16 protein-coding genes are annotated in these 18,135 nt (G+C 56.9%); 5 read left to right on the top strand and 11 right to left on the bottom strand.

Translation table 11 applies throughout. The features are described from left to right. Positions 1–33: 33 nt before the first annotated feature. Together treB and treR are read right to left on the bottom strand one after the other, a co-directional pair. A complete protein-coding gene (gene treB, locus DAI21_RS01775; protein ID WP_181827912.1) occupies positions 34–1,452 on the bottom strand; it encodes a PTS trehalose transporter subunit IIBC in 1,419 nt (472 codons plus the stop codon). Positions 1,453–1,577: 125 nt separating this feature from the next. Then, on the bottom strand, positions 1,578–2,525 hold the full coding sequence (gene treR / locus DAI21_RS01770; RefSeq protein WP_100777823.1) for a trehalose operon repressor TreR: 948 nt from the start codon (positions 2,523–2,525) through the stop codon (positions 1,578–1,580). A gap of 191 nt (positions 2,526–2,716) precedes the next feature. On the opposite strand from treR, the gene mgtL reads away from it, so the two are divergent. The 3 genes from mgtL (at position 2,717) to DAI21_RS01760 (ending at position 8,273) form a co-directional block, all read left to right on the top strand. Further along, the gene (mgtL, locus tag DAI21_RS23455) at positions 2,717–2,770 is read left to right on the top strand and encodes a mgtA regulatory leader peptide MgtL (RefSeq protein ID WP_220186778.1); all 54 of its coding nucleotides are present in this window, start codon (positions 2,717–2,719) and stop codon (positions 2,768–2,770) included. Between the two features lie 213 nt (positions 2,771–2,983). Next, the gene (gene mgtA, locus DAI21_RS01765; RefSeq protein WP_107702357.1) at positions 2,984–5,692 is read left to right on the top strand and encodes a magnesium-translocating P-type ATPase; all 2,709 of its coding nucleotides are present in this window, start codon (positions 2,984–2,986) and stop codon (positions 5,690–5,692) included. 196 nt (positions 5,693–5,888) lie between these two features. Next, a complete protein-coding gene (locus DAI21_RS01760) occupies positions 5,889–8,273 on the top strand; it encodes a beta-N-acetylhexosaminidase (protein ID WP_107702356.1) in 2,385 nt (794 codons plus the stop codon). Between the two features lie 104 nt (positions 8,274–8,377). Here the strand turns inward: DAI21_RS01760 and DAI21_RS01755 are convergent, their stop codons facing one another. The 9 genes from DAI21_RS01755 to arcA all read right to left on the bottom strand — a co-directional run bounded on the left by DAI21_RS01755 (position 8,378) and on the right by arcA (position 15,889). Next, a complete protein-coding gene (locus tag DAI21_RS01755) occupies positions 8,378–8,764 on the bottom strand; it encodes an enamine/imine deaminase (protein ID WP_100777818.1) in 387 nt (128 codons plus the stop codon). 190 nt (positions 8,765–8,954) lie between these two features. Continuing rightward, positions 8,955–9,416 (bottom strand): aspartate carbamoyltransferase regulatory subunit, encoded by a 462-nt coding sequence (gene pyrI, locus DAI21_RS01750; RefSeq protein ID WP_100777817.1) that lies wholly within the window; start codon positions 9,414–9,416, stop codon positions 8,955–8,957. Between the two features lie 12 nt (positions 9,417–9,428). Continuing rightward, the gene (gene pyrB, locus DAI21_RS01745; RefSeq protein ID WP_100777816.1) at positions 9,429–10,361 is read right to left on the bottom strand and encodes an aspartate carbamoyltransferase; all 933 of its coding nucleotides are present in this window, start codon (positions 10,359–10,361) and stop codon (positions 9,429–9,431) included. Positions 10,362–10,395: 34 nt separating this feature from the next. Then, positions 10,396–10,500 (bottom strand): pyrBI operon leader peptide, encoded by a 105-nt coding sequence (locus DAI21_RS01740; protein ID WP_095280562.1) that lies wholly within the window; start codon positions 10,498–10,500, stop codon positions 10,396–10,398. Between the two features lie 100 nt (positions 10,501–10,600). Further along, positions 10,601–11,080: an arginine repressor gene (locus DAI21_RS01730; protein WP_095280563.1), complete on the bottom strand. Its 480-nt coding sequence runs from the start codon at positions 11,078–11,080 to the stop codon at positions 10,601–10,603. A 106-nt stretch (positions 11,081–11,186) separates the two neighbouring features. Beyond that, positions 11,187–12,590, bottom strand: a complete 1,404-nt coding sequence (locus DAI21_RS01725) for a YfcC family protein (protein WP_100777815.1) — start codon at positions 12,588–12,590, stop codon at positions 11,187–11,189. A gap of 47 nt (positions 12,591–12,637) precedes the next feature. Next, the gene (gene argF / locus DAI21_RS01720) at positions 12,638–13,642 is read right to left on the bottom strand and encodes an ornithine carbamoyltransferase (RefSeq protein ID WP_100777814.1); all 1,005 of its coding nucleotides are present in this window, start codon (positions 13,640–13,642) and stop codon (positions 12,638–12,640) included. 104 nt (positions 13,643–13,746) lie between these two features. Beyond that, positions 13,747–14,658, bottom strand: a complete 912-nt coding sequence (gene arcC / locus DAI21_RS01715) for a carbamate kinase (protein WP_107702355.1) — start codon at positions 14,656–14,658, stop codon at positions 13,747–13,749. Between the two features lie 10 nt (positions 14,659–14,668). After that, positions 14,669–15,889, bottom strand: a complete 1,221-nt coding sequence (gene arcA, locus DAI21_RS01710) for an arginine deiminase (RefSeq protein WP_107702354.1) — start codon at positions 15,887–15,889, stop codon at positions 14,669–14,671. A gap of 675 nt (positions 15,890–16,564) precedes the next feature. Here arcA and DAI21_RS01700 point away from each other — a divergent pair. Together DAI21_RS01700 and DAI21_RS01695 are read left to right on the top strand one after the other, a co-directional pair. Then, positions 16,565–17,017 (top strand): YhcH/YjgK/YiaL family protein, encoded by a 453-nt coding sequence (locus DAI21_RS01700; RefSeq protein WP_107702353.1) that lies wholly within the window; start codon positions 16,565–16,567, stop codon positions 17,015–17,017. 198 nt (positions 17,018–17,215) lie between these two features. Further along, positions 17,216–18,124, top strand: coding sequence for a dihydrodipicolinate synthase family protein (locus tag DAI21_RS01695; RefSeq protein WP_107702352.1), 909 nt, complete (start codon positions 17,216–17,218; stop codon positions 18,122–18,124). Positions 18,125–18,135: the final 11 nt, after the last annotated feature.

The following is an 18,135-nucleotide window of genomic DNA, read 5'->3' as shown; positions in this document are numbered from 1 at the left end:
CGAAGGGGCGCAACTGCGCCCCGAAAGAAGACGTTAAACAATCTGCAGCGTGCCCTGACGGAACTTGCGCTGATAGATAACCGTGGTCAGCGCCATCGGGACGATAATCGCCACCGCCATGGCCAGGGCGAACACCTGCCAGTAGGACGGCTGAATAGAGAGGATACCCGGCAGGCCACCGACGCCGATGCCGTTCGCCATCACGCCGTTCAGCCCACACAGCAGCCCCGCCAGACCTGAGCCGATCATCGCGCACAGCATCGGGAAGCGGTATTTCAGGTTGATACCGTACATCGCCGGTTCGGTCACGCCGAGATAGGCGGAGATGGCTGCCGGCACCGAGATTTCACGCTCGTTGTGTTTACGGCTGACCAGGATAATCCCAGTGACCGCCGACGCCTGAGCAATGTTCGACAGGGCGATAATCGGCCAGACCGGCGTACCACCGAGGCTCTGAATCATCTGCATGTCGATGGCGAGCGTAGTCTGGTGCACACCGGTAATCACCAGCGGCGCATAGAGGAAGCCAAACAGCGCGGCGCCAATCGGGGCGAAGCTGCCGGTCATCAGGTGACGCACCGCGAAGGCCACGCCGTCGCCAATCATGCGGCCAAACGGACCGATAAACGCGTGGGCGAGGAACACGGCCAGAATCAGCGAGCAGACCGGCACGACCACCAGATAGAGGTAATCCGGGACGATGCGTTTCAGGCGCGTTTCAATAAAGCCGAGTGCGAGACCGGCCAGCAGGGCGGGAATAACCTGCGCCTGATAACCCACTTTAGCGATGGTAAACAGGCCGAAGTTCCACACTTCCGGCACCTGTTGCCCAAGTAAGTAAGCGTTCATTAACTGCGGAGAGACCAGCGTTACGCCGAGCACAATGCCGAGGATCGGCGTGCCGCCCATTTTGCGCACCGCCGACCAGCAAATCCCGACCGGCAGATAGAAGAAGATCGCCTCGCCAATCAGCCACAGGAAGTCATAGATGCTCTGCAGCGCGGGGTAAAGCTGCGCCAGAGTTTTGCCGTCGCTCATGGGCACGTCGCCAATCACGTTGCGGAAACCGAGGATCAGACCTCCGCTGATCAGCGCTGGCAGCAGCGGGAAGAAGATTTCCGCGAAGTGGGAGATCAGCTGCTCGTGCCATTTCATATTCTGGCGCGCCGCTTTCTTGGCCTGCTCTTTATCTGCCGATGAATGCCCGGTGGTCGCCAGCAGGGCGTGATAGTAATCACCCACTTCTGTGCCAATCACCACCTGAAACTGCCCGGCGTTGGTAAAGCAGCCTTTGACCATCGACAGCTCTTCGATGGCCTTCGGATTGGCTTTGGCCGGATCGTTCAGCACAAAACGCAGACGGGTAATGCAGTGGCTGACGGTGGCGATATTCTCGCGTCCCCCAACCAGAACGATTAGCTGGTCGATATCAGTTTGTTTAACTTTGCTCATCATGAAGCCTCATGACAGATGTGGAGGGTAATGACCTGGACGCAAGCCTACTCTTTGAGCGAGACGCTGAAAATGGGAACGTTCCCGAAATTGGGTGAGGATCACAATAATCCGTTTTCGGAGGGTTAAGAAATATGGGCGGGAATAACGATTTGGCGTGGTTCAGAGCGACCGTTTATCTGCTCGATCAGCTGCATCGCCGCCTGACGGCCCGCTTCGGCGTAGCCCGGATCGACGGTGACAATCTCCGGATGCAGGAACTTCATCAGCGGTGTGCTGCCGACGCTCGCGAGCTGGATAGTGTCGATGCGCTGCTCCTGCAAATACTTGCTGGCGCCCAGCGCGAGGGTATCCGTGGCGCAGATAAGGGCGGTAGTTTGCGGGGTGAGCACGCTTGCCACCTGTTCGTAGCCCTGTTTCATTGCCAGGCCAGGCAAAGAGGCCACCGCCGGGAGAGCGTGCTGTTTGCAAAACGCAAGATAGGCTTCGTGGCGGCGCTTGCCGGTGGTGACGTCGCTGTGCGGCACTCCGAGGAAACTGATATGGCGATGGCCCTGCTCGTACAGGCGCTGCATCAGGGTAAGGATCGCCCCTTCGTCGTCGTAGCAGACGGAAGCAAAGCCGCTGGCGTCGCGTGCCAGCAGCACCAGCGAGGCCTGCCAGGGTTTCAGAATTTCATCCTGAATGCCGGTAAACCCAAACAGCACCACGCCGTCGATATTGCGCCGTTGCAGCATCCCAAGATGCTCTTCCACCAGCTGAGGCGAGAACTGGCTCTCCATCATGATCGGGTCGTAACCCTGCTCGTAAAAGGCGGGGAGCATGGTTTGCACCGCCAGATTTTCCGACAGAGAATCGAGACGCGAAACAATAATGGCGACCACTTTGTCGCTCTGTCCGCGCATGGCGCGCGCGGAACGGGAAGGAGAAAAACCGTGCTGATTCATCACCGCCTCGACGCGCTCGCGCGTGCGTTCACTGACGCCACTTTCGTTGTTCAGTACGCGCGACACGGTGGATTTCCCCACGCCGCTTAAACGGGCGATGTCTTTAATGGTCAGGCGATTCTGCATCCTTTATTCCCTGTAACAGCACGGTCGTCAATTGAGACTACTGCTTACGATTTAATTCGCAATGAGCAAAGTCTGGTATATGTACGGTTTAAATCTGCGGGCGTATCATACCGCCCGAACCGCCACTAACGGTATGGTTAAAACCCATAACTGCGCGGTGATAACCCCTTTTTTCACTTACCGGAGGCCGTATGGATCCCGATCCCACCCCTCTCCAGTCATGGAGACTGAGTCCTTTCCGGTAAGCCAGCCTTTTCGCTGTCTCACCGGTGATGTGTGAGGCAGTGACATTACCCGTCCTATTTCAAGCTGCATCTGCGTTGGCTATGCGCCGGCATACAGCCTGAAAGAGTGGGGTAAATAATCTCTGCTTTGAAAATTTAAGTGCCCTTCAGGTACCGCCTTGCTGTGCCTGAAGTTAACACTGCGTCCGCCTTTGCGGATGCGGGGGGCTTACTATGCTGAAAAATATCACCCAGCAGCTGCTCGCGCAGCTAAACCGCCACCTGCCGCGCCGTCTGGTTCAGCGCGATCCGCTACCGAATGCCAAAAACCTGGCAGGCGCTGCCATTCCTTCCACGCTGACGGAGCATTGCCTGAAAGCCGCCGCGATGGACGAAAACGAAGTCTGGCGCGCTTTCGGCGGTCATCCGGAAGGGCTGAACGCAGCTGAAGTAGAAAAAACGCGCGCCGAGCACGGCGACAACAAAATCCCGGCGCAAAAACCGGCCCCGTGGTGGGTTCATCTGTGGCTCTGCTACCGCAACCCGTTCAACCTGCTGCTGACGGTGCTGGCGATCATTTCGTATGCCACGGAAGATCTGTTTGCCGCAGGCGTGATCGCGCTGATGGTGGCGATCTCCACCATGCTCAACTTTATCCAGGAGGCGCGCTCCACCCGCGCGGCGGACGCCCTGAAGGCGATGGTCAGCAACACCGCCACCGTGCAGCGCGTCATTAACACGAAAGGCGAAAGCGCCTGGCTGGAACTGCCGATCGATCAGCTGGTGGTGGGCGATATGATCAAACTGGCGGCAGGGGACATGATCCCGGCCGATCTGCGCGTGATTCAGGCCCGCGATCTGTTTGTCGCCCAGGCGTCCCTGACCGGGGAATCCCTGCCGGTCGAGAAAGTGGCGCGCAGCCGCGATCCGCAGCAAACTAATCCGCTCGAAAGCGATACCCTGTGCTTTATGGGTACCACCGTGGTGAGCGGCACCGCGAAGGCTATCGTTATCGCCACGGGCGGCAACACCTGGTTTGGTCAGCTTGCCGGGCGTGTGAGCGAGCAGGAAAGCGAGCCAAACGCGTTCCAGAAAGGTATCGGTCGCGTCAGCATGCTGCTGATCCGCTTTATGATGGTCATGACGCCAATCGTATTGCTGATCAACGGCTACACCAAAGGCGACTGGTGGGAAGCGGCGCTGTTCGCCCTCTCCGTGGCGGTGGGCTTAACGCCGGAAATGCTGCCGATGATTGTCACCTCCACGCTGGCGCGCGGGGCGGTGAAACTCTCCCGTCAGAAAGTGATTGTGAAACACCTCGACGCCATTCAGAACTTTGGCGCGATGGATATCCTCTGCACCGATAAAACCGGCACCCTGACTCAGGATAAAATTGTGCTGGAGAATCATACGGATATCTCCGGTAAAGTCAGCGAGCGCGTGCTGCAAACCGCGTGGCTGAACAGCCATTACCAGACCGGGCTGAAAAACCTGCTGGATGTCGCCGTGCTGGAAGGTGTGGATGAAGATTCTGCGCGCGCGCTCTCAACGCGCTGGCAAAAAGTGGATGAGATCCCGTTCGACTTCGAGCGTCGCCGCATGTCGGTGGTGGTGAGTGAGCAGGCGAATGTGCATCAGCTGATCTGCAAAGGAGCGTTGCAGGAGATCCTGAATGTTTCCACGCAGGTGCGTCATAACGGTGAAATTGTGCCGCTGGACGACACCATGCTGCGCCGCATCAAGCGTGTGACAGATAACCTGAACCGCCAGGGGCTGCGCGTCGTGGCGGTGGCCAGCAAATTCCTGCCGGGACGCGAAGGGGATTACCATCGTCTTGATGAGTCGGATCTGATCCTCGAAGGGTACATCGCCTTCCTCGATCCACCGAAAGAGACGACGGCTCCGGCGCTGAAAGCGCTGAAAGCCAGCGGCATTACCGTCAAAATTCTTACCGGCGACAGCGAGCTGGTGGCGGCGAAAGTGTGTCATGAAGTGGGGCTGGATGCGGGTGTGATTGTCACGGGCAGCGATATTGAAACGCTTTCTGACGATGAACTGGCACAGCTTGCCAAAACCACCACGCTGTTTGCGCGCCTGACGCCCATGCACAAAGAGCGCATTGTGACGCTGCTTAAGCGCGAAGGGCATGTGGTTGGCTTTATGGGCGATGGAATCAACGATGCACCTGCGCTGCGCGCGGCGGATATCGGGATTTCCGTCGACGGCGCGGTGGATATTGCGCGCGAAGCGGCCGACATCATCCTGCTGGAAAAGAGCCTGATGGTGCTGGAGCAGGGTGTGATCGAAGGACGCCGTACCTTTGCCAACATGCTGAAATACATCAAAATGACCGCCAGCTCTAACTTCGGTAACGTCTTCAGCGTGCTGGTGGCGAGCGCATTTCTGCCGTTCCTGCCGATGCTGCCGCTGCACCTGCTGATTCAGAACCTGATGTACGACGTCTCCCAGGTGGCGATCCCGTTTGATAACGTGGATGACGAGCAGATCCAAAAGCCGCAGCGCTGGAATCCGTCTGATCTGGGCCGCTTCATGCTGTTCTTTGGCCCGATCAGCTCGATCTTCGACATTCTGACCTTCTGCCTGATGTGGTTCGTGTTCCACGCCAACACGCCAGAACATCAGACCCTGTTCCAGTCCGGCTGGTTCGTGGTCGGGCTGCTGTCGCAGACGCTGATTGTGCATATGATCCGCACGCGCCGTATTCCGTTCTTCCAGAGCCGCGCCGCCTGGCCGCTGATCATCATGACCGGCGTGGTGATGGTGCTGGGGATCGCGCTGCCGTTCTCACCGCTGGCAAGTTACCTGAACCTGCAGGCGCTGCCGCTGAGCTATTTCCCATGGCTGGTGGCAATTCTGGCGGGCTACATGGTGCTGACGCAGATGGTGAAAGGGTTCTATAGCCGTCGTTACGGCTGGCAGTAAATCTCATGCCCGGCACCGCCGGGCCTGTATTCCGAATCTGCCGGGTAAGGTGTCGTTGCCGCCCGGCAAAATAGCCTTCCTCCCAAATTCCACAACCTGTGATCCCCGTCATGCACTTTGCTTGACGACAATTTGTACGCATGTTAACAAAATGTTTTGTCTGTTTTTGGCCCGTCAAATTCTGATAAGGAACATTATGTTACGTCTTAGCCTCATCACCGCCGGGCTTTTGCTCGGTACCTCTGCGCTGGCGGCTCCGGCAGGCGATCTGCCGTTAATGCCCTGGCCCGCCCACGTTGAACGGCCCGCACAGCAGGGCGCTTTCGTCCTCAGCGATAATATTTCCGTCAGTATCAGCGGTGACGATCTTGGCGATGCCGCAAACCGTCTTCGCCAGCGCATAGCGCTGCAAACAGGGTGGACGCTTCAACCCCAGGCCGACAAACCTGAAAAGCCCACTATTTCAGTGACCATCGCCAAAAAAGTGAAGCCGCAGCCGCTGCCGGACAGCGATGAGAGCTACAAACTCACCGTGGATGCAAGCGGTGTGAACATTACCGCTAACACGCGCTTTGGCGCGCTGCGTGCGATAGAAACGTTGCTCCAGCTGATTCAAAATGGCGCGGAAAACACCTCGATTCCGTGGGTGTCGATTGACGACTCCCCGCGCTTCCCGTGGCGTGGGCTGCTGCTCGATTCGGCGCGTCATTTCATTCCGCTGGAGGACATTAAACGCCAGATCGACGGCATGGCGGCGGCGAAGCTAAACGTCCTGCACTGGCATCTGACGGACGATCAGGGCTGGCGGTTTACCTCGAAGCGCTATCCTAAACTGACCCAGCTTGCCAGCGACGGGCTGTTCTACACACCGGAGCAGATGCGTGACGTGGTGCGTTACGCCACCGCGCGGGGTATTCGCGTGGTTCCCGAAATTGACATGCCGGGCCATGCGTCGGCGATCGCCGTGGCCTATCCGGAACTGATGAGCGCACCAGGCCCGTATGAAATGGAGCGCCACTGGGGCGTGCTGAAACCCGTTCTCGATCCAACAAAAGAGGCGACCTACACCTTTGCCGACGCGATGGTCAGCGAACTGGCTGCGATCTTCCCCGATCCGTATCTGCATATCGGCGGTGATGAAGTTGACGATAGCCAGTGGAAAAACAGCACCGCCATCCAGCAGTTTATGCGCGACAACAAACTGGCGGACAGCCATGCGCTGCAGGCCTATTTCAATCGCAAACTGGAAACCATTCTTGAGAAACACCATCGGCAGATGGTCGGCTGGGACGAGATCTATCATCCCGACCTGCCGAAAAGCATTCTGATCCAGTCCTGGCAGGGGCAGGACGCGCTGGGCGAGGTGGCGAAGCAGGGCTATAAAGGCATTCTCTCCACCGGTTTTTACCTCGATCAGCCCCAGTCCACGGCCTATCACTACCGCAATGAGATCGTACCGCAGGGCTTGAACGGTATGGACATCATCGCCGATTCCGACAGCGCGCAGAGCTGGACTTTCACGATGCCGCGTCTGAAAGGCAAACCGGTCGAGGGCAGTTTTACGCTGATTAAAGGCGTTTCCGGCTGGCGCGGATTTATTGATTTCAGCGGCAAATCCCGCCGTGCGATTGATCATATCGAATGGCGCGACGACAACCAGCTGAGCTTCACCGTCGACACCTGGATGGGCGAAACGCGCCCGGTGGTCAATGTGTCGGACGACAAACTCACCGGCTACTTCCTGGTGGGGAACGCTCGCTATCCGATTTCCGGCGCGCGCCTCAATGAGGTGCCGAAAGGGATTCAGCCGACGGTGCCGGATGCCGATCAGCAGGCCAACCTGCTCGGCGGCGAAGCGGCGCTGTGGGCGGAAAACGTGATTGCCCCGGTTCTGGATATCAAACTCTGGCCGCGCGCGTTTGCAGTGGCGGAGCGCCTGTGGTCTGCGCAGGATGTGAATGATATCGACAATATGTACACCCGTTTGCAGGCGATGGACAGCTGGACGACAGTGTCGGTCGGGCTGCAACAGCATAGCCAGCAGCAGGCGCAGTTCACTCGTCTGGCGAATAACGCCGACACCCTGCCGCTGCACATTCTCGCCCAGGCCGTGGAGCCTGCGCAGTATTACACCCGTCAGCACCTGAAATTCCAGGCCGGAAATTATCATCAGTTTGAGCCGCTAAACCGCTACGCCGACGCGCTGAACGCCGAGAGCGCCACGGTGCGTCAGATGGATAAATGGGCCGAGCGGCTGATAAGCGATGCCGAAGACACGGAAAGCGCCGAAGCGCTGCGTCACGTCTTTACGCGCTGGCAGAACAATACCAGCGATGCGCTGGCGCTGAGTGAAACCAGCTATCAGCTGAAAGCCATCAAACCGGTGATTCAGGAGGTGGAAAAACTGGCGTCGATTGGCCTGCGCCTGACGGATCTGGTGGCGCGGCAAGGCACGCTGGACGATAAGGAGATCGCCTCAATTCAGACCGAGCTGGATAACGCGGCGAAGATTCAGGATGAAGTGGTGATTGCAGCGGTTTATCCGCTGGAGAAATTGCTCAGGGCGACGAGGAATCAGTAGGGTTGTTGGGTTCGTTGAGCACAGGAGGGGGTTCCGTTCACCTTATATTCTTCTGAACATAAGGTGAACGGAATAACCTCTGATGCTTAACGGATCGGTACCGATCAGCGACGAACTGCAATCGCCTCAATCTCAATCTTCACGTCTTTTGGCAGACGCGCGACTTCCACGCAAGAACGCGCCGGGAAGGTTGCGTCGTGTTCGTTGAAGAACGCTTCGTAAGTGGCGTTAACGGTCGCGAAATCGTTCAGATCTTTAACGAATACGGTCGTTTTCACGATATCGCCCACTTTCAGGCCCGCGGATTCAACGATCGCTTTCACGTTTTCCAGTGACTGACGCGCCTGCGCCGCCACATCTTCCGGCACTTCGCCGGTTTTTGGGTTCACCGGAATCTGACCGGAAGTAATGATCATGCTGCCGAGATCTACGCCCTGAACGTAAGGACCGATAGCCGCTGGTGCATTTTCCGTCGCAAGTACTTTGCTCATATTTTCTCCAGGATTACAGCGTTAAGAAGGGTCCCGGCCATTATACACATCATCCTTCACGCCGCCTCTTCGTTGGCCGCGTCCTCATACCCCGGTCACAGAGTTTCCTGTGCTTCCGGGTATATTTGGCCTTGATGCGGCGCGAATGATTTCGTGTAACAGAAGGCCGAGATCTCAATGCCAACCTCGATTAGTTGGCCAGCACCACATAATGAGAAAACTCTTTTTCGCAATATTTGCATTTGAGTGCGATGTCGTTCGCCCGTTTTTTTACTGCAAAACTGGACGACACTGGCTCAGCATGACTGATGCAGTTGCTGTTCGGGCAGATCAGCACGTGCTCGATGCGTTCCGGTAAGTTCGGGCGCGATTTGCCCACCACTTCGTAATCGTCGATGCGGTTCACCGTCGCGTCCGGCGCGTACAGGGAGAGCTGGTTGACCTGCTCGTCGGTCAGGAAGGTGTTCTCGATTTTGATCAGGTCTTTGCGGCCCATCTCGCCGGACGGCAGGTTAAGGCCAATGGTGATGCGCTGGTCGGTTTCGGTCAGCTTGAACAGCGTCAGCAGTTTAAAGCCCACCTGCGCAGGGATATGGTCAATCACGGTGCCACGTTTGATGGCTTCAACCTGGAGTTTATTATCATGTGTCATTGTCATTTCCCCTTACAGAACGAATTCGCGATTCAGAACCAGTGCCAGTAACGCCTGGCGAGCGAAGATGCCGTTGCCTGCCTGCTGGAAATACCAGGCGTGCGGCGTCTTATCCACGTCGGTGGCAATTTCGTCGATGCGCGGCAGAGGGTGCAGCACTTTCATGTTCGGGCGTGCGCCTTCGAGGTCGCTGGCACGCAGGATGAACTGCGCTTTGACGTTCGCGTACTCGGACGGGTCGAGGCGCTCTTTTTGCACGCGCGTCATGTACAGCACGTCCACTTCACCCATCACCTCTTCAATGCTGGCGTGCTGGCTCCACTGGATGCCTTTTTCGTCGAGCATATCGAGAATGTACTGCGGCATCGCCAGCGCCGCCGGGGCGATAAAGTAGAAGCGGTTGCCGTTAAATTTCGCCAGCGCCTGGGCCAGCGAGTGGACGGTGCGGCCATATTTCAGATCCCCGACCATGGCGATGTGCAGATTTTCCAGACGCCCCTGCGTTTCCTGGATGGTGAAGAGATCCAGCAAGGTCTGCGTTGGATGCTGGTTCGCACCGTCACCGGCATTCAGCACCGGAATACCGCCGGAGAACTCGGTCGCCAGACGCGCCGCGCCTTCCTGCGGGTGGCGCATAACAATCGCGTCCACGTAGGTGCTGATGACGGAGATGGTATCCGCCAGCGTCTCGCCTTTTTTGCCCAGCGACGTATTGCTGCTGTCAGAGAAGCCGACCACGCTCGCGCCGAGACGGTGCATCGAGGTCTCGAACGACAGACGGGTGCGGGTGGAGGCTTCAAAGAAGCAGCTGGCGATCACTTTGTGCTTCAGCAGCTCGGGCTGTGGGTTGGCCTTCAGTTTTGCCGCGGTATCCAGAACCAGTTCCAGCTCTTCGCGGCTGAGGTCATTGATGGAAATGATGTGTTTTTGATAAAGCGGATTCATGTTTATCTCCTGACGCCGGGCAAAAAAAAGCCCCTCAAATGAGGGGCTCTGGGAATAGGGTTATCAACGGGAAGAAAAACGGCAGGCCAGCGTCTGTTTTCAGACGCGGTATGACTGTATGTCGTACACGCTTGACCATGACTTCCTCCCGGCAAATTGTCGGGCATTATACTCAGCTCGATTTTCGGATCAAGCGATTAATGCACACTTTACTCAGTGCAAACGGTTCTATTTGAATATTAATGCGTTCTGAGTAAATAATTAATTTGCTTATGTACCAGCGCCGTGCGCTTTACTACGCGGGGCGCGACCCAGACAATACTGCTTCCGGCCACCACACCTAAAATTTCCGGTAACTGGTGATAATCCAGAATTCGCGCCACGGCGCGCCCGTATCCGGCGACGGTATGAATAAGGATAAATTCGCTATTGTGCTCCACGCTGACCACCATTTCGGAGATCGAACGGGCTGCATCCGGCGCAGGGCGCAACTGCGGATTCATCGAATAAATCTTTTGTCCTTTGGCATTTCGAATTTTTATGACACCAAGCAGTTTCAGCAGCCGGGAGACGCTCGACTGGCTGATGCTGTCAAATCCCCGTTCCTGCAGGTCGCGGCGGATCTCTTCCTGAGAAAGATAGCTGTTTTCGCTGATCAGGCTCTGACATACCGCGAGCTGAAGCTGTTCTTTTGGGGAGTATTCTCCATATTCCATCATCTGGTTCCCATCTCTGTTGCCAACAAAAAATGCCCGGTGGCGCAACGCTTACCGGGCCTACAAAAAGATTACCGCAGGCCGGATAAGCGCAGTGCCATCCGGCAAATCAGATAAGCGCACCCAGGCTCAACGCCACCATGATCACCACCGTCAAAATACCCAGCAGCGGGGCAACCCACTTGAGATAACGCACGTACGGTACGCGCGCGATCGCAAGACCCCCCATCACCACGGCGGACGTCGGTGTGACCAGATTGACAATCCCGGAGGCTGACTGGTACGCCGTCACGACCAGGTCGCGGTTGACGTTAGCGAAATCGGCAAGCGGTGCCATGATCGGCATCGTCAGAACGGCAAGGCCCGAAGAAGAAGGCACCAGAAACGACAGCACCACTTCCAGCCAGTACATCACGTTGATAAACGCCACCGTCGACAGTCCGGTCACCAGGCCTTCGGCACTGTGCAAAATCGTGTGCGTAATCATGCCCTTATCCATGATGACTACGATACCGCGCGCAATACCAATAATCAGCGCGACGCCCAGCAAATCCCGCGCCCCGTTGATAAATGTTGATGTCAGCTCTTCTTCACTCATGCGGGCGATCAAGCCGACGATAATGGCGCTGGCGAGGAAGACTGCGGAGATCTCTGCCATCCACCAGCCGAGCACCGCCACGCCGTAGATCATCACCGCGAAGGCGAGGGCGAAAATCACCAGAATCACTTTGCGCACCGGGGTAAATTCCAGCGACTGCTGGCCTTTATCGCCGAGGAAATGCGCACGGTTCTCGGCCTCTTTGTCGGCGACAATCGACAGGGACGGGTCCTGGCGCACCTTGCGGGCGTAGCGCATCACCCACCACACGCAGATGATCCAGCCGATCGCCAGCAGGGCGACGCGCAGGGCGATCCCGTTGGTGAACGGAATCCCCGCGGCGTTGGCGGCGATGACCGTAGCGAAGGGGTTAATGGTTGAACCGAGCGTGCCGATCCCCGCGCCGAGCAGCACCGTGGAGGCGGCGACCACCGGGTCGAAACGGGCGGCCAGCATCACCGGCACTAACAGCGTGTAGAACGGCAGCGACTCTTCCGCCATGCCGTAAATGGTCCCGCCGGCGGCGAACAGCGCCATTAGGATCGGGATCATCCACTCTTCGCGACCGCGCAGCCGGGTGGTGACGCGTTCGATCCCGGCGTCAATCGCCCCGGTTTTGGTGACGATCCCGAGAAAACCGCCGATGATCAGAATAAACAGCGCGACGTCGATTGCCCCCGCCTGGCCGGACTCAGGATCGTACAGCCCGGCGATCGGCGCCATCAGCACCGCAACGATCCCCTGCGGATGCGCGGCGACGTGTGCGTAGGTTCCGGCAATGGGCACTTCTTTGCCGAGGGCGGCATTCATTGCCATCTGGTACTGCCCGGCCGGAACAATCCAGCTCAGGGCGGCGACCACGGCGATCAGGAAAAAGAGAATGGTGTAAGCGGAAGGAAATTTGAACTTGCCCATGATGTTCTCCTTGCCCCGGCGCAGCCTGTGGCCGCGCCGGGCGGTGATTAGTCGCCGAGTGTCGCCACCATGACCGCTTTAATGGTGTGCATGCGGTTCTCTGCTTCGTCGAAGACGATAGAGTTCGGGGATTCGAAGACCTCTTCCGTCACCTCCAGCCCTTTCAGGCCGTACGCCATTTCGATTTCACGGCCCACTTTGGTGTGTTCGTTGTGGAACGCGGGCAGGCAGTGCATGAATTTCACGTTCGGATTGCCGGTGGCTTTCATGACGTCGCCGTTGATTTGATACGGTTTCATCAGACTTACACGCTCTGCCCAGGCCTCTTTCGGTTCGCCCATCGACACCCACACGTCCGTGTAGAGGAAATCGGTGCCGTGAACGCCCTCATTCACGTCGTCCGTCAGGGTGATGCGTGCGCCGGTCTCTTTGGCGATGGCGCGGCACTGCTCGACCAGCCCGGCTTCCGGCCAGAAGGATTTCGGCGCCACCAGACGGATATCCATGCCCATCTTCGCCGCGCCGACCATCAGGGAGTTGCCCATGTTGTTCCGCGCGTCGCCCAGATAGGCGAAGCTCAGCTCCGGCAGGGTTTTGCCCGGCGCGTGTTCGAGCATGGTCATCAGATCGGCGAGGATTTGCGTCGGGTGGAATTCATCGGTCAGCCCGTTCCACACCGGCACGCCCGCGTATTCGCCCAGCTCTTCGACGATAGCCTGGCCGTAGCCGCGATACTCGATGCCGTCATACATGCGGCCCAGCACACGGGCGGTGTCTTTCATTGACTCTTTGTGGCCAATCTGCGATCCGCTTGGGCCGAGGTAGGTGACCTGCGCGCCCTGGTCAAAGGCGCCCACTTCAAAGGCGCAGCGCGTGCGGGTGGAGGTTTTTTCGAAGATCAGGGCGATGTTTTTGCCGACTAAGGTCTGCTTTTCGCGCCCGGCTTTTTTGGCGGCTTTCAGGTCGATGGCCAGATCGATCAGGTACTGGATTTCTGCCGGGGTGTAGTCCAGCAGTTTGAGGAAGTTGCGGTTTTTCAGGTTAATGGTCATGTGGCGATCCTTGTTAAATGTTGAGCTGTCTGGTGCCCTCCACCCGCCCCTCTCTTTTGAGGAGAGGGGAAATGCCAGGAGCAGGGTGAAGGGAAAAATAGGAATCAATTGCGAATCAACGTCCCCTTGTCGCCTGCCAGAATCGCGGCGCCGTCGGCCAGCGCGCCGATCCCGGCGATACCGTTGCAGGCCTCGACAAATTCACGGCAGGCGGCAACTTTCGGCCCCATCGAACCGGCGTCGAAATGCAGGGTTTTGAGCACCTCCGGAGAGACCTGCGCCAGCGGGCGTTGGGTCGGTTTGCCCCAGTCGAGGTACACCGCGTCGGCGTCCGTGAGGATCAGCAGCGCGTCGGCCTCTATCTGGCGCGCCAGCAGGGCGGCGGAGAGATCTTTGTCGATGACCGCTTCAATACCGCGGTAGCCGTTGGCGTTCTCCACCACCGGGACGCCGCCGCCGCCGTTGCAAATCACCAGATGATCGCGCGCTATCAGGGCGGTAATGGCGTCGCTCTCAACAATGCGTTTCGGCTGTGGCGACGGCACCACGCGGCGGAAATAGCTGCCGTCGGCTTTAAATACCCAGCCTTTTTCTGACCGCAGGGTGTTGGCCTGCTCTTCGCTGTACACCGGGCCGATGTATTTGGTCGGATTGCGAAACGCCGGGTCGTTGCCATCGACTTCGACCTGCGTCAGCAGGACGCTCACCTCGCGCTGCGGCAGGTTGTTTTTCAGCGCTTGCTGGAGCATGTAGCCGATCATCCCCTGGCTTTCAGCCCCGAGAATGTCGAGCGGATAGGGCGTGACCTTGTCGTAGGCGCTGTTTTGCAGCGCCAGCAGCCCGACCTGCGGCCCGTTGCCGTGGACCAGCACCACGCGCCACTGGGCGGTGAGTCCGGCGATAGTGCGTGCCGCCAGCTCGATGTTCTGGCGCTGAATGTCCGCTTCCAGCGGTTCGCCGCGTTTGAGCAGCGCGTTACCGCCCAGCGCCACGACCAGAGTGGGTTTTCTTTCCATGATGGCTCCTTTAAATTCCGTCGCGTTCCAGCGGGCAGCTCATGCAGCGCGCACCGCCGCGACCGCGTCCGAGTTCGTCGCCCGGAATAGGCAGCACGGTGATCCCGGCTTTGTCGTATTTCTCGTTGGTCCAGATGTTGCGCTCGTAGCCAATCACCACGCCGGGGCGAATGGTCAGCACGTTGTTGGCGTCGTTCCACTGCTCGCGTTCGGCTTCGAAAGCGTCGCCGCCGGTGGTGATCAGTCGTATCTGGTTAACGCCGAGGGCTTTTTCGAGGGCGTGGAGCAGGTCAGTTTCCTGGGTGCGCAGCAGGCCGCCGCGACCGTCCGGAGTGAGCGTCCAGCACTGGGCGTCTTTGCGCACCACTTCCGGGTAGACGGAGAAGGTGTCGACGTCGATGTGGGTCATGACCGTGTCGAGGTGCATACAGGAGCGGTGTTTCGGCAGTTCGACGGCAATCACGCGTTCGGCCTGGCGGTGTTTAAACAGGCTTTGCGCCAGGAATTCGACGCCCTGCGGAGTGGTGCGTTCAGACATGCCAATTAATACGGCGCCGCGACCAATCACTAATACGTCGCCGCCCTCTAATGTGGCGTGATCGTAATTAATATTCTCATCGCCAAAGTATTTAATAAAATCACCGTCGGCAAACGCCGGGTGCCAGCGATATATTGCGCGCAGATTATTGGTTTCACGCTGACGGGCCGGTTTTGCCATCGGGTTAATTGAAACACCGTTATAAATCCAGCATGAGGTGTCGCGCGTAAATAAATGGTTGGGCAGCGGCTTCATAATAAAATCATTCGCCGTATGGGTATCGACCACCATATTTTTAATCGAGGCCGGGATTTCGCCGTAGGTCAAACCCCCGCTCAGACGGCGGGCCAGTTCGCGATGGGACATATCCGCCAGCCAGCCGCGCACATCGTTGGCGAAAGTGGGGCCGAGGCGATAGTCAGAGATTTGGGTGTCCAGCAGCCAGGCTTTTGCGTCTGTATTATCAAGCGTTTGGGTGAGTAAATCGGTTAGCAGCAGGACTTCCACTCCCTGCTCGCGTAGGGTGTTTGCGAAGATATCGTGCTCTTCACCCGCCCGCTCGACGGACAAAACGTCATCGAACAACAGCTCCTGACAATTCGACGGCGTTAAGCGTTTCAGACTTAAATTCGGGCGATGCAGCATAACGCTACGCAATTGACCAATTTCAGAACCGACGTAATGCTTTTCCATAATTATTCCTTTAACTGTTTTTTCAGAATAAAAAGGGCTGTGCTATGAATTGTTATTAATTCATAGCCCTTTAAGCTCAATTGATTTCAAGGCCCATAGTAGGCAGTTAAGAATTGTATTTTGTGATGTGGCTCACGTGAGATCGGATATTGTCGGCTTTGTTTTCTATTGCATGATTCGCGTCAGATTATGCTTAATTAGGTTATATTCGGGAATGAATCATTAAGCATAATTGGCTGGGGTTATTTGAGATTGTTATTGTTATGTATAATGAAATAATCAGACATGAATAACTAACAGCATGATTTAAAAGGATAAAAATTTTCACTAAGAATGAATATGCACTCATCTTAGTTAACTATTTTGGTCCAAAGCTAAATTAATAAATAACTATCCATATTAATTGAAAATAAACGGATTGATAAACTGTGACCCGACAAGGCGTTTTTTACTTAGCACCGCGAAATCAGTGGCTTATAAGAATCTACGCAAAGCCTCTGACCGTGGTTATGCATAATCGGTGCATAGTTGCCTGGCAGGGTTTAACAGGTGGATAACACATTTCCCGATAAACATGCGCTGGCGCAAAGAGGGTGAAAAAAGGGGTGGTATGGCAGAGAGAATTCTCGTATAAAAGTTGAAAATGAAACATTGTTTTATATTGAGGGTTTACTCATGATCGTTGGCAACATTCATCATCTCCAATCCTGGCTGCCGGAAGAACTGCGCCAGGCTATCGAACACGTCAAAGCGCACGTCACCGACGACACCTCGCTCGGCAAGCACGATATCGACGGTAACAACCTGTTTTATCTGGTTTCAGAAGACATGACACAGCCGTTCGCCGAGCGCCGCGCGGAGTATCATGCCCGCTATCTGGACATTCAAATCATCATGAAAGGCCAGGAAGGGATGACGTTCAGCACGCTGCCCCACGGCACGCCGGACACCGACTGGCTGGCGGATAAAGACATTGCGTTCCTGCCGGAAGGCGATCAGGAAAAAACCATGGTGTTAAGCGAAGGGGATTTTGTGGTGTTTTACCCGGGCGAAGTGCATAAACCGCTGTGTGCGGTGGGCAGCCCGGCGCAGGTGCGTAAAGTCGTCGTGAAGATGCTGGTGGCTTAATTTCCCTCGCCCGGTGGCGCCTCGCTCACCGGGCTACAACTTTTATCCCTCGTTTCATCATTTCGTGATCCAGTCTAAAAAATCGCCCCTTACTGATTTTTCCCGGTTTACCTCTTTGCGCGTCGCGGCTTAGTATGAGAGTTAAATAAATGAACGCTGTTCTATAATGTAGAACAAACTGTATTAACGGGAGATCACATGCAGCAGACCGTGCAGTTCTCGGGGATTATTCCTCCTGTCTCCACCCTTTTCACCGCCGAAGGCCAGCTCGATAAATCCGGCACCGCCGCGCTCATCGACGATATGATTCATGCGGGCGTCGACGGACTGTTCTTTTTAGGCAGCGGGGGTGAGTTTTCTCAGCTCAATGCCGACGAGCGTAAAGCGATTGCCGAATTTGCGATTGAGCATGTTAATCGCCGGGTGCCGGTGCTGATTGGCACCGGTGGAACCAATGCCCGGGAAACCATTGAACTCAGCCAGCATGCCCAGCGTGCGGGTGCCGATGGCATTGTGGTGATTAACCCTTATTACTGGAAAGTGTCCGAGCAGAATCTGATCCGCTATTACCAGCAGGTGGCGGAAAGCGTGACGCTCCCGGTGATCCTCTATAACTTCCCGGCGCTGACCGGCCAGGACTTAACGCCCGCGCTGGTAAAAACGCTGGCCGATACGTGCGCCAATATTGTCGGCATCAAAGACACCATCGACTCTGTGGCCCATTTGCGCAGCATGATCCAGACCGTGAAAGGGGCGCATCCGCACTTCACTGTGCTCTGCGGGTATGACGATCACCTGTTCAATACGCTGCTGCTGGGCGGCGACGGGGCCATTTCGGCCAGCGGCAACTTTGCGCCGCAGGTCTCGGTCAAACTGCTGCAGGCGTTCCGCGACGGCGATCTGGCCCAGGCCGCGCAGTATCACCAGACGATGTTGCAAATCCCGCAGATGTATCAGCTCGATACGCCGTTTGTGAATGTGATCAAAGAGGCGATCTCTCTGTGCGGGCGGCCGGTTTCGACCTATGTGCTGCCGCCAGCCAGCCCGCTGGATGAGTCACGCAAGGCGCAGCTGAAATCACTGTTGCAACAGCTGAAACTCTGCTGAACCGGAAGGAT

It is taken from the genome of Lelliottia sp. WB101 (assembly GCF_003051885.1).
Lineage (GTDB): Bacteria > Pseudomonadota > Gammaproteobacteria > Enterobacterales > Enterobacteriaceae > Enterobacter > Enterobacter nimipressuralis.
The sequence above is the reverse complement of the archived record's forward strand: the minus strand, read 5'-3'. Positions and strand labels throughout refer to the sequence as shown.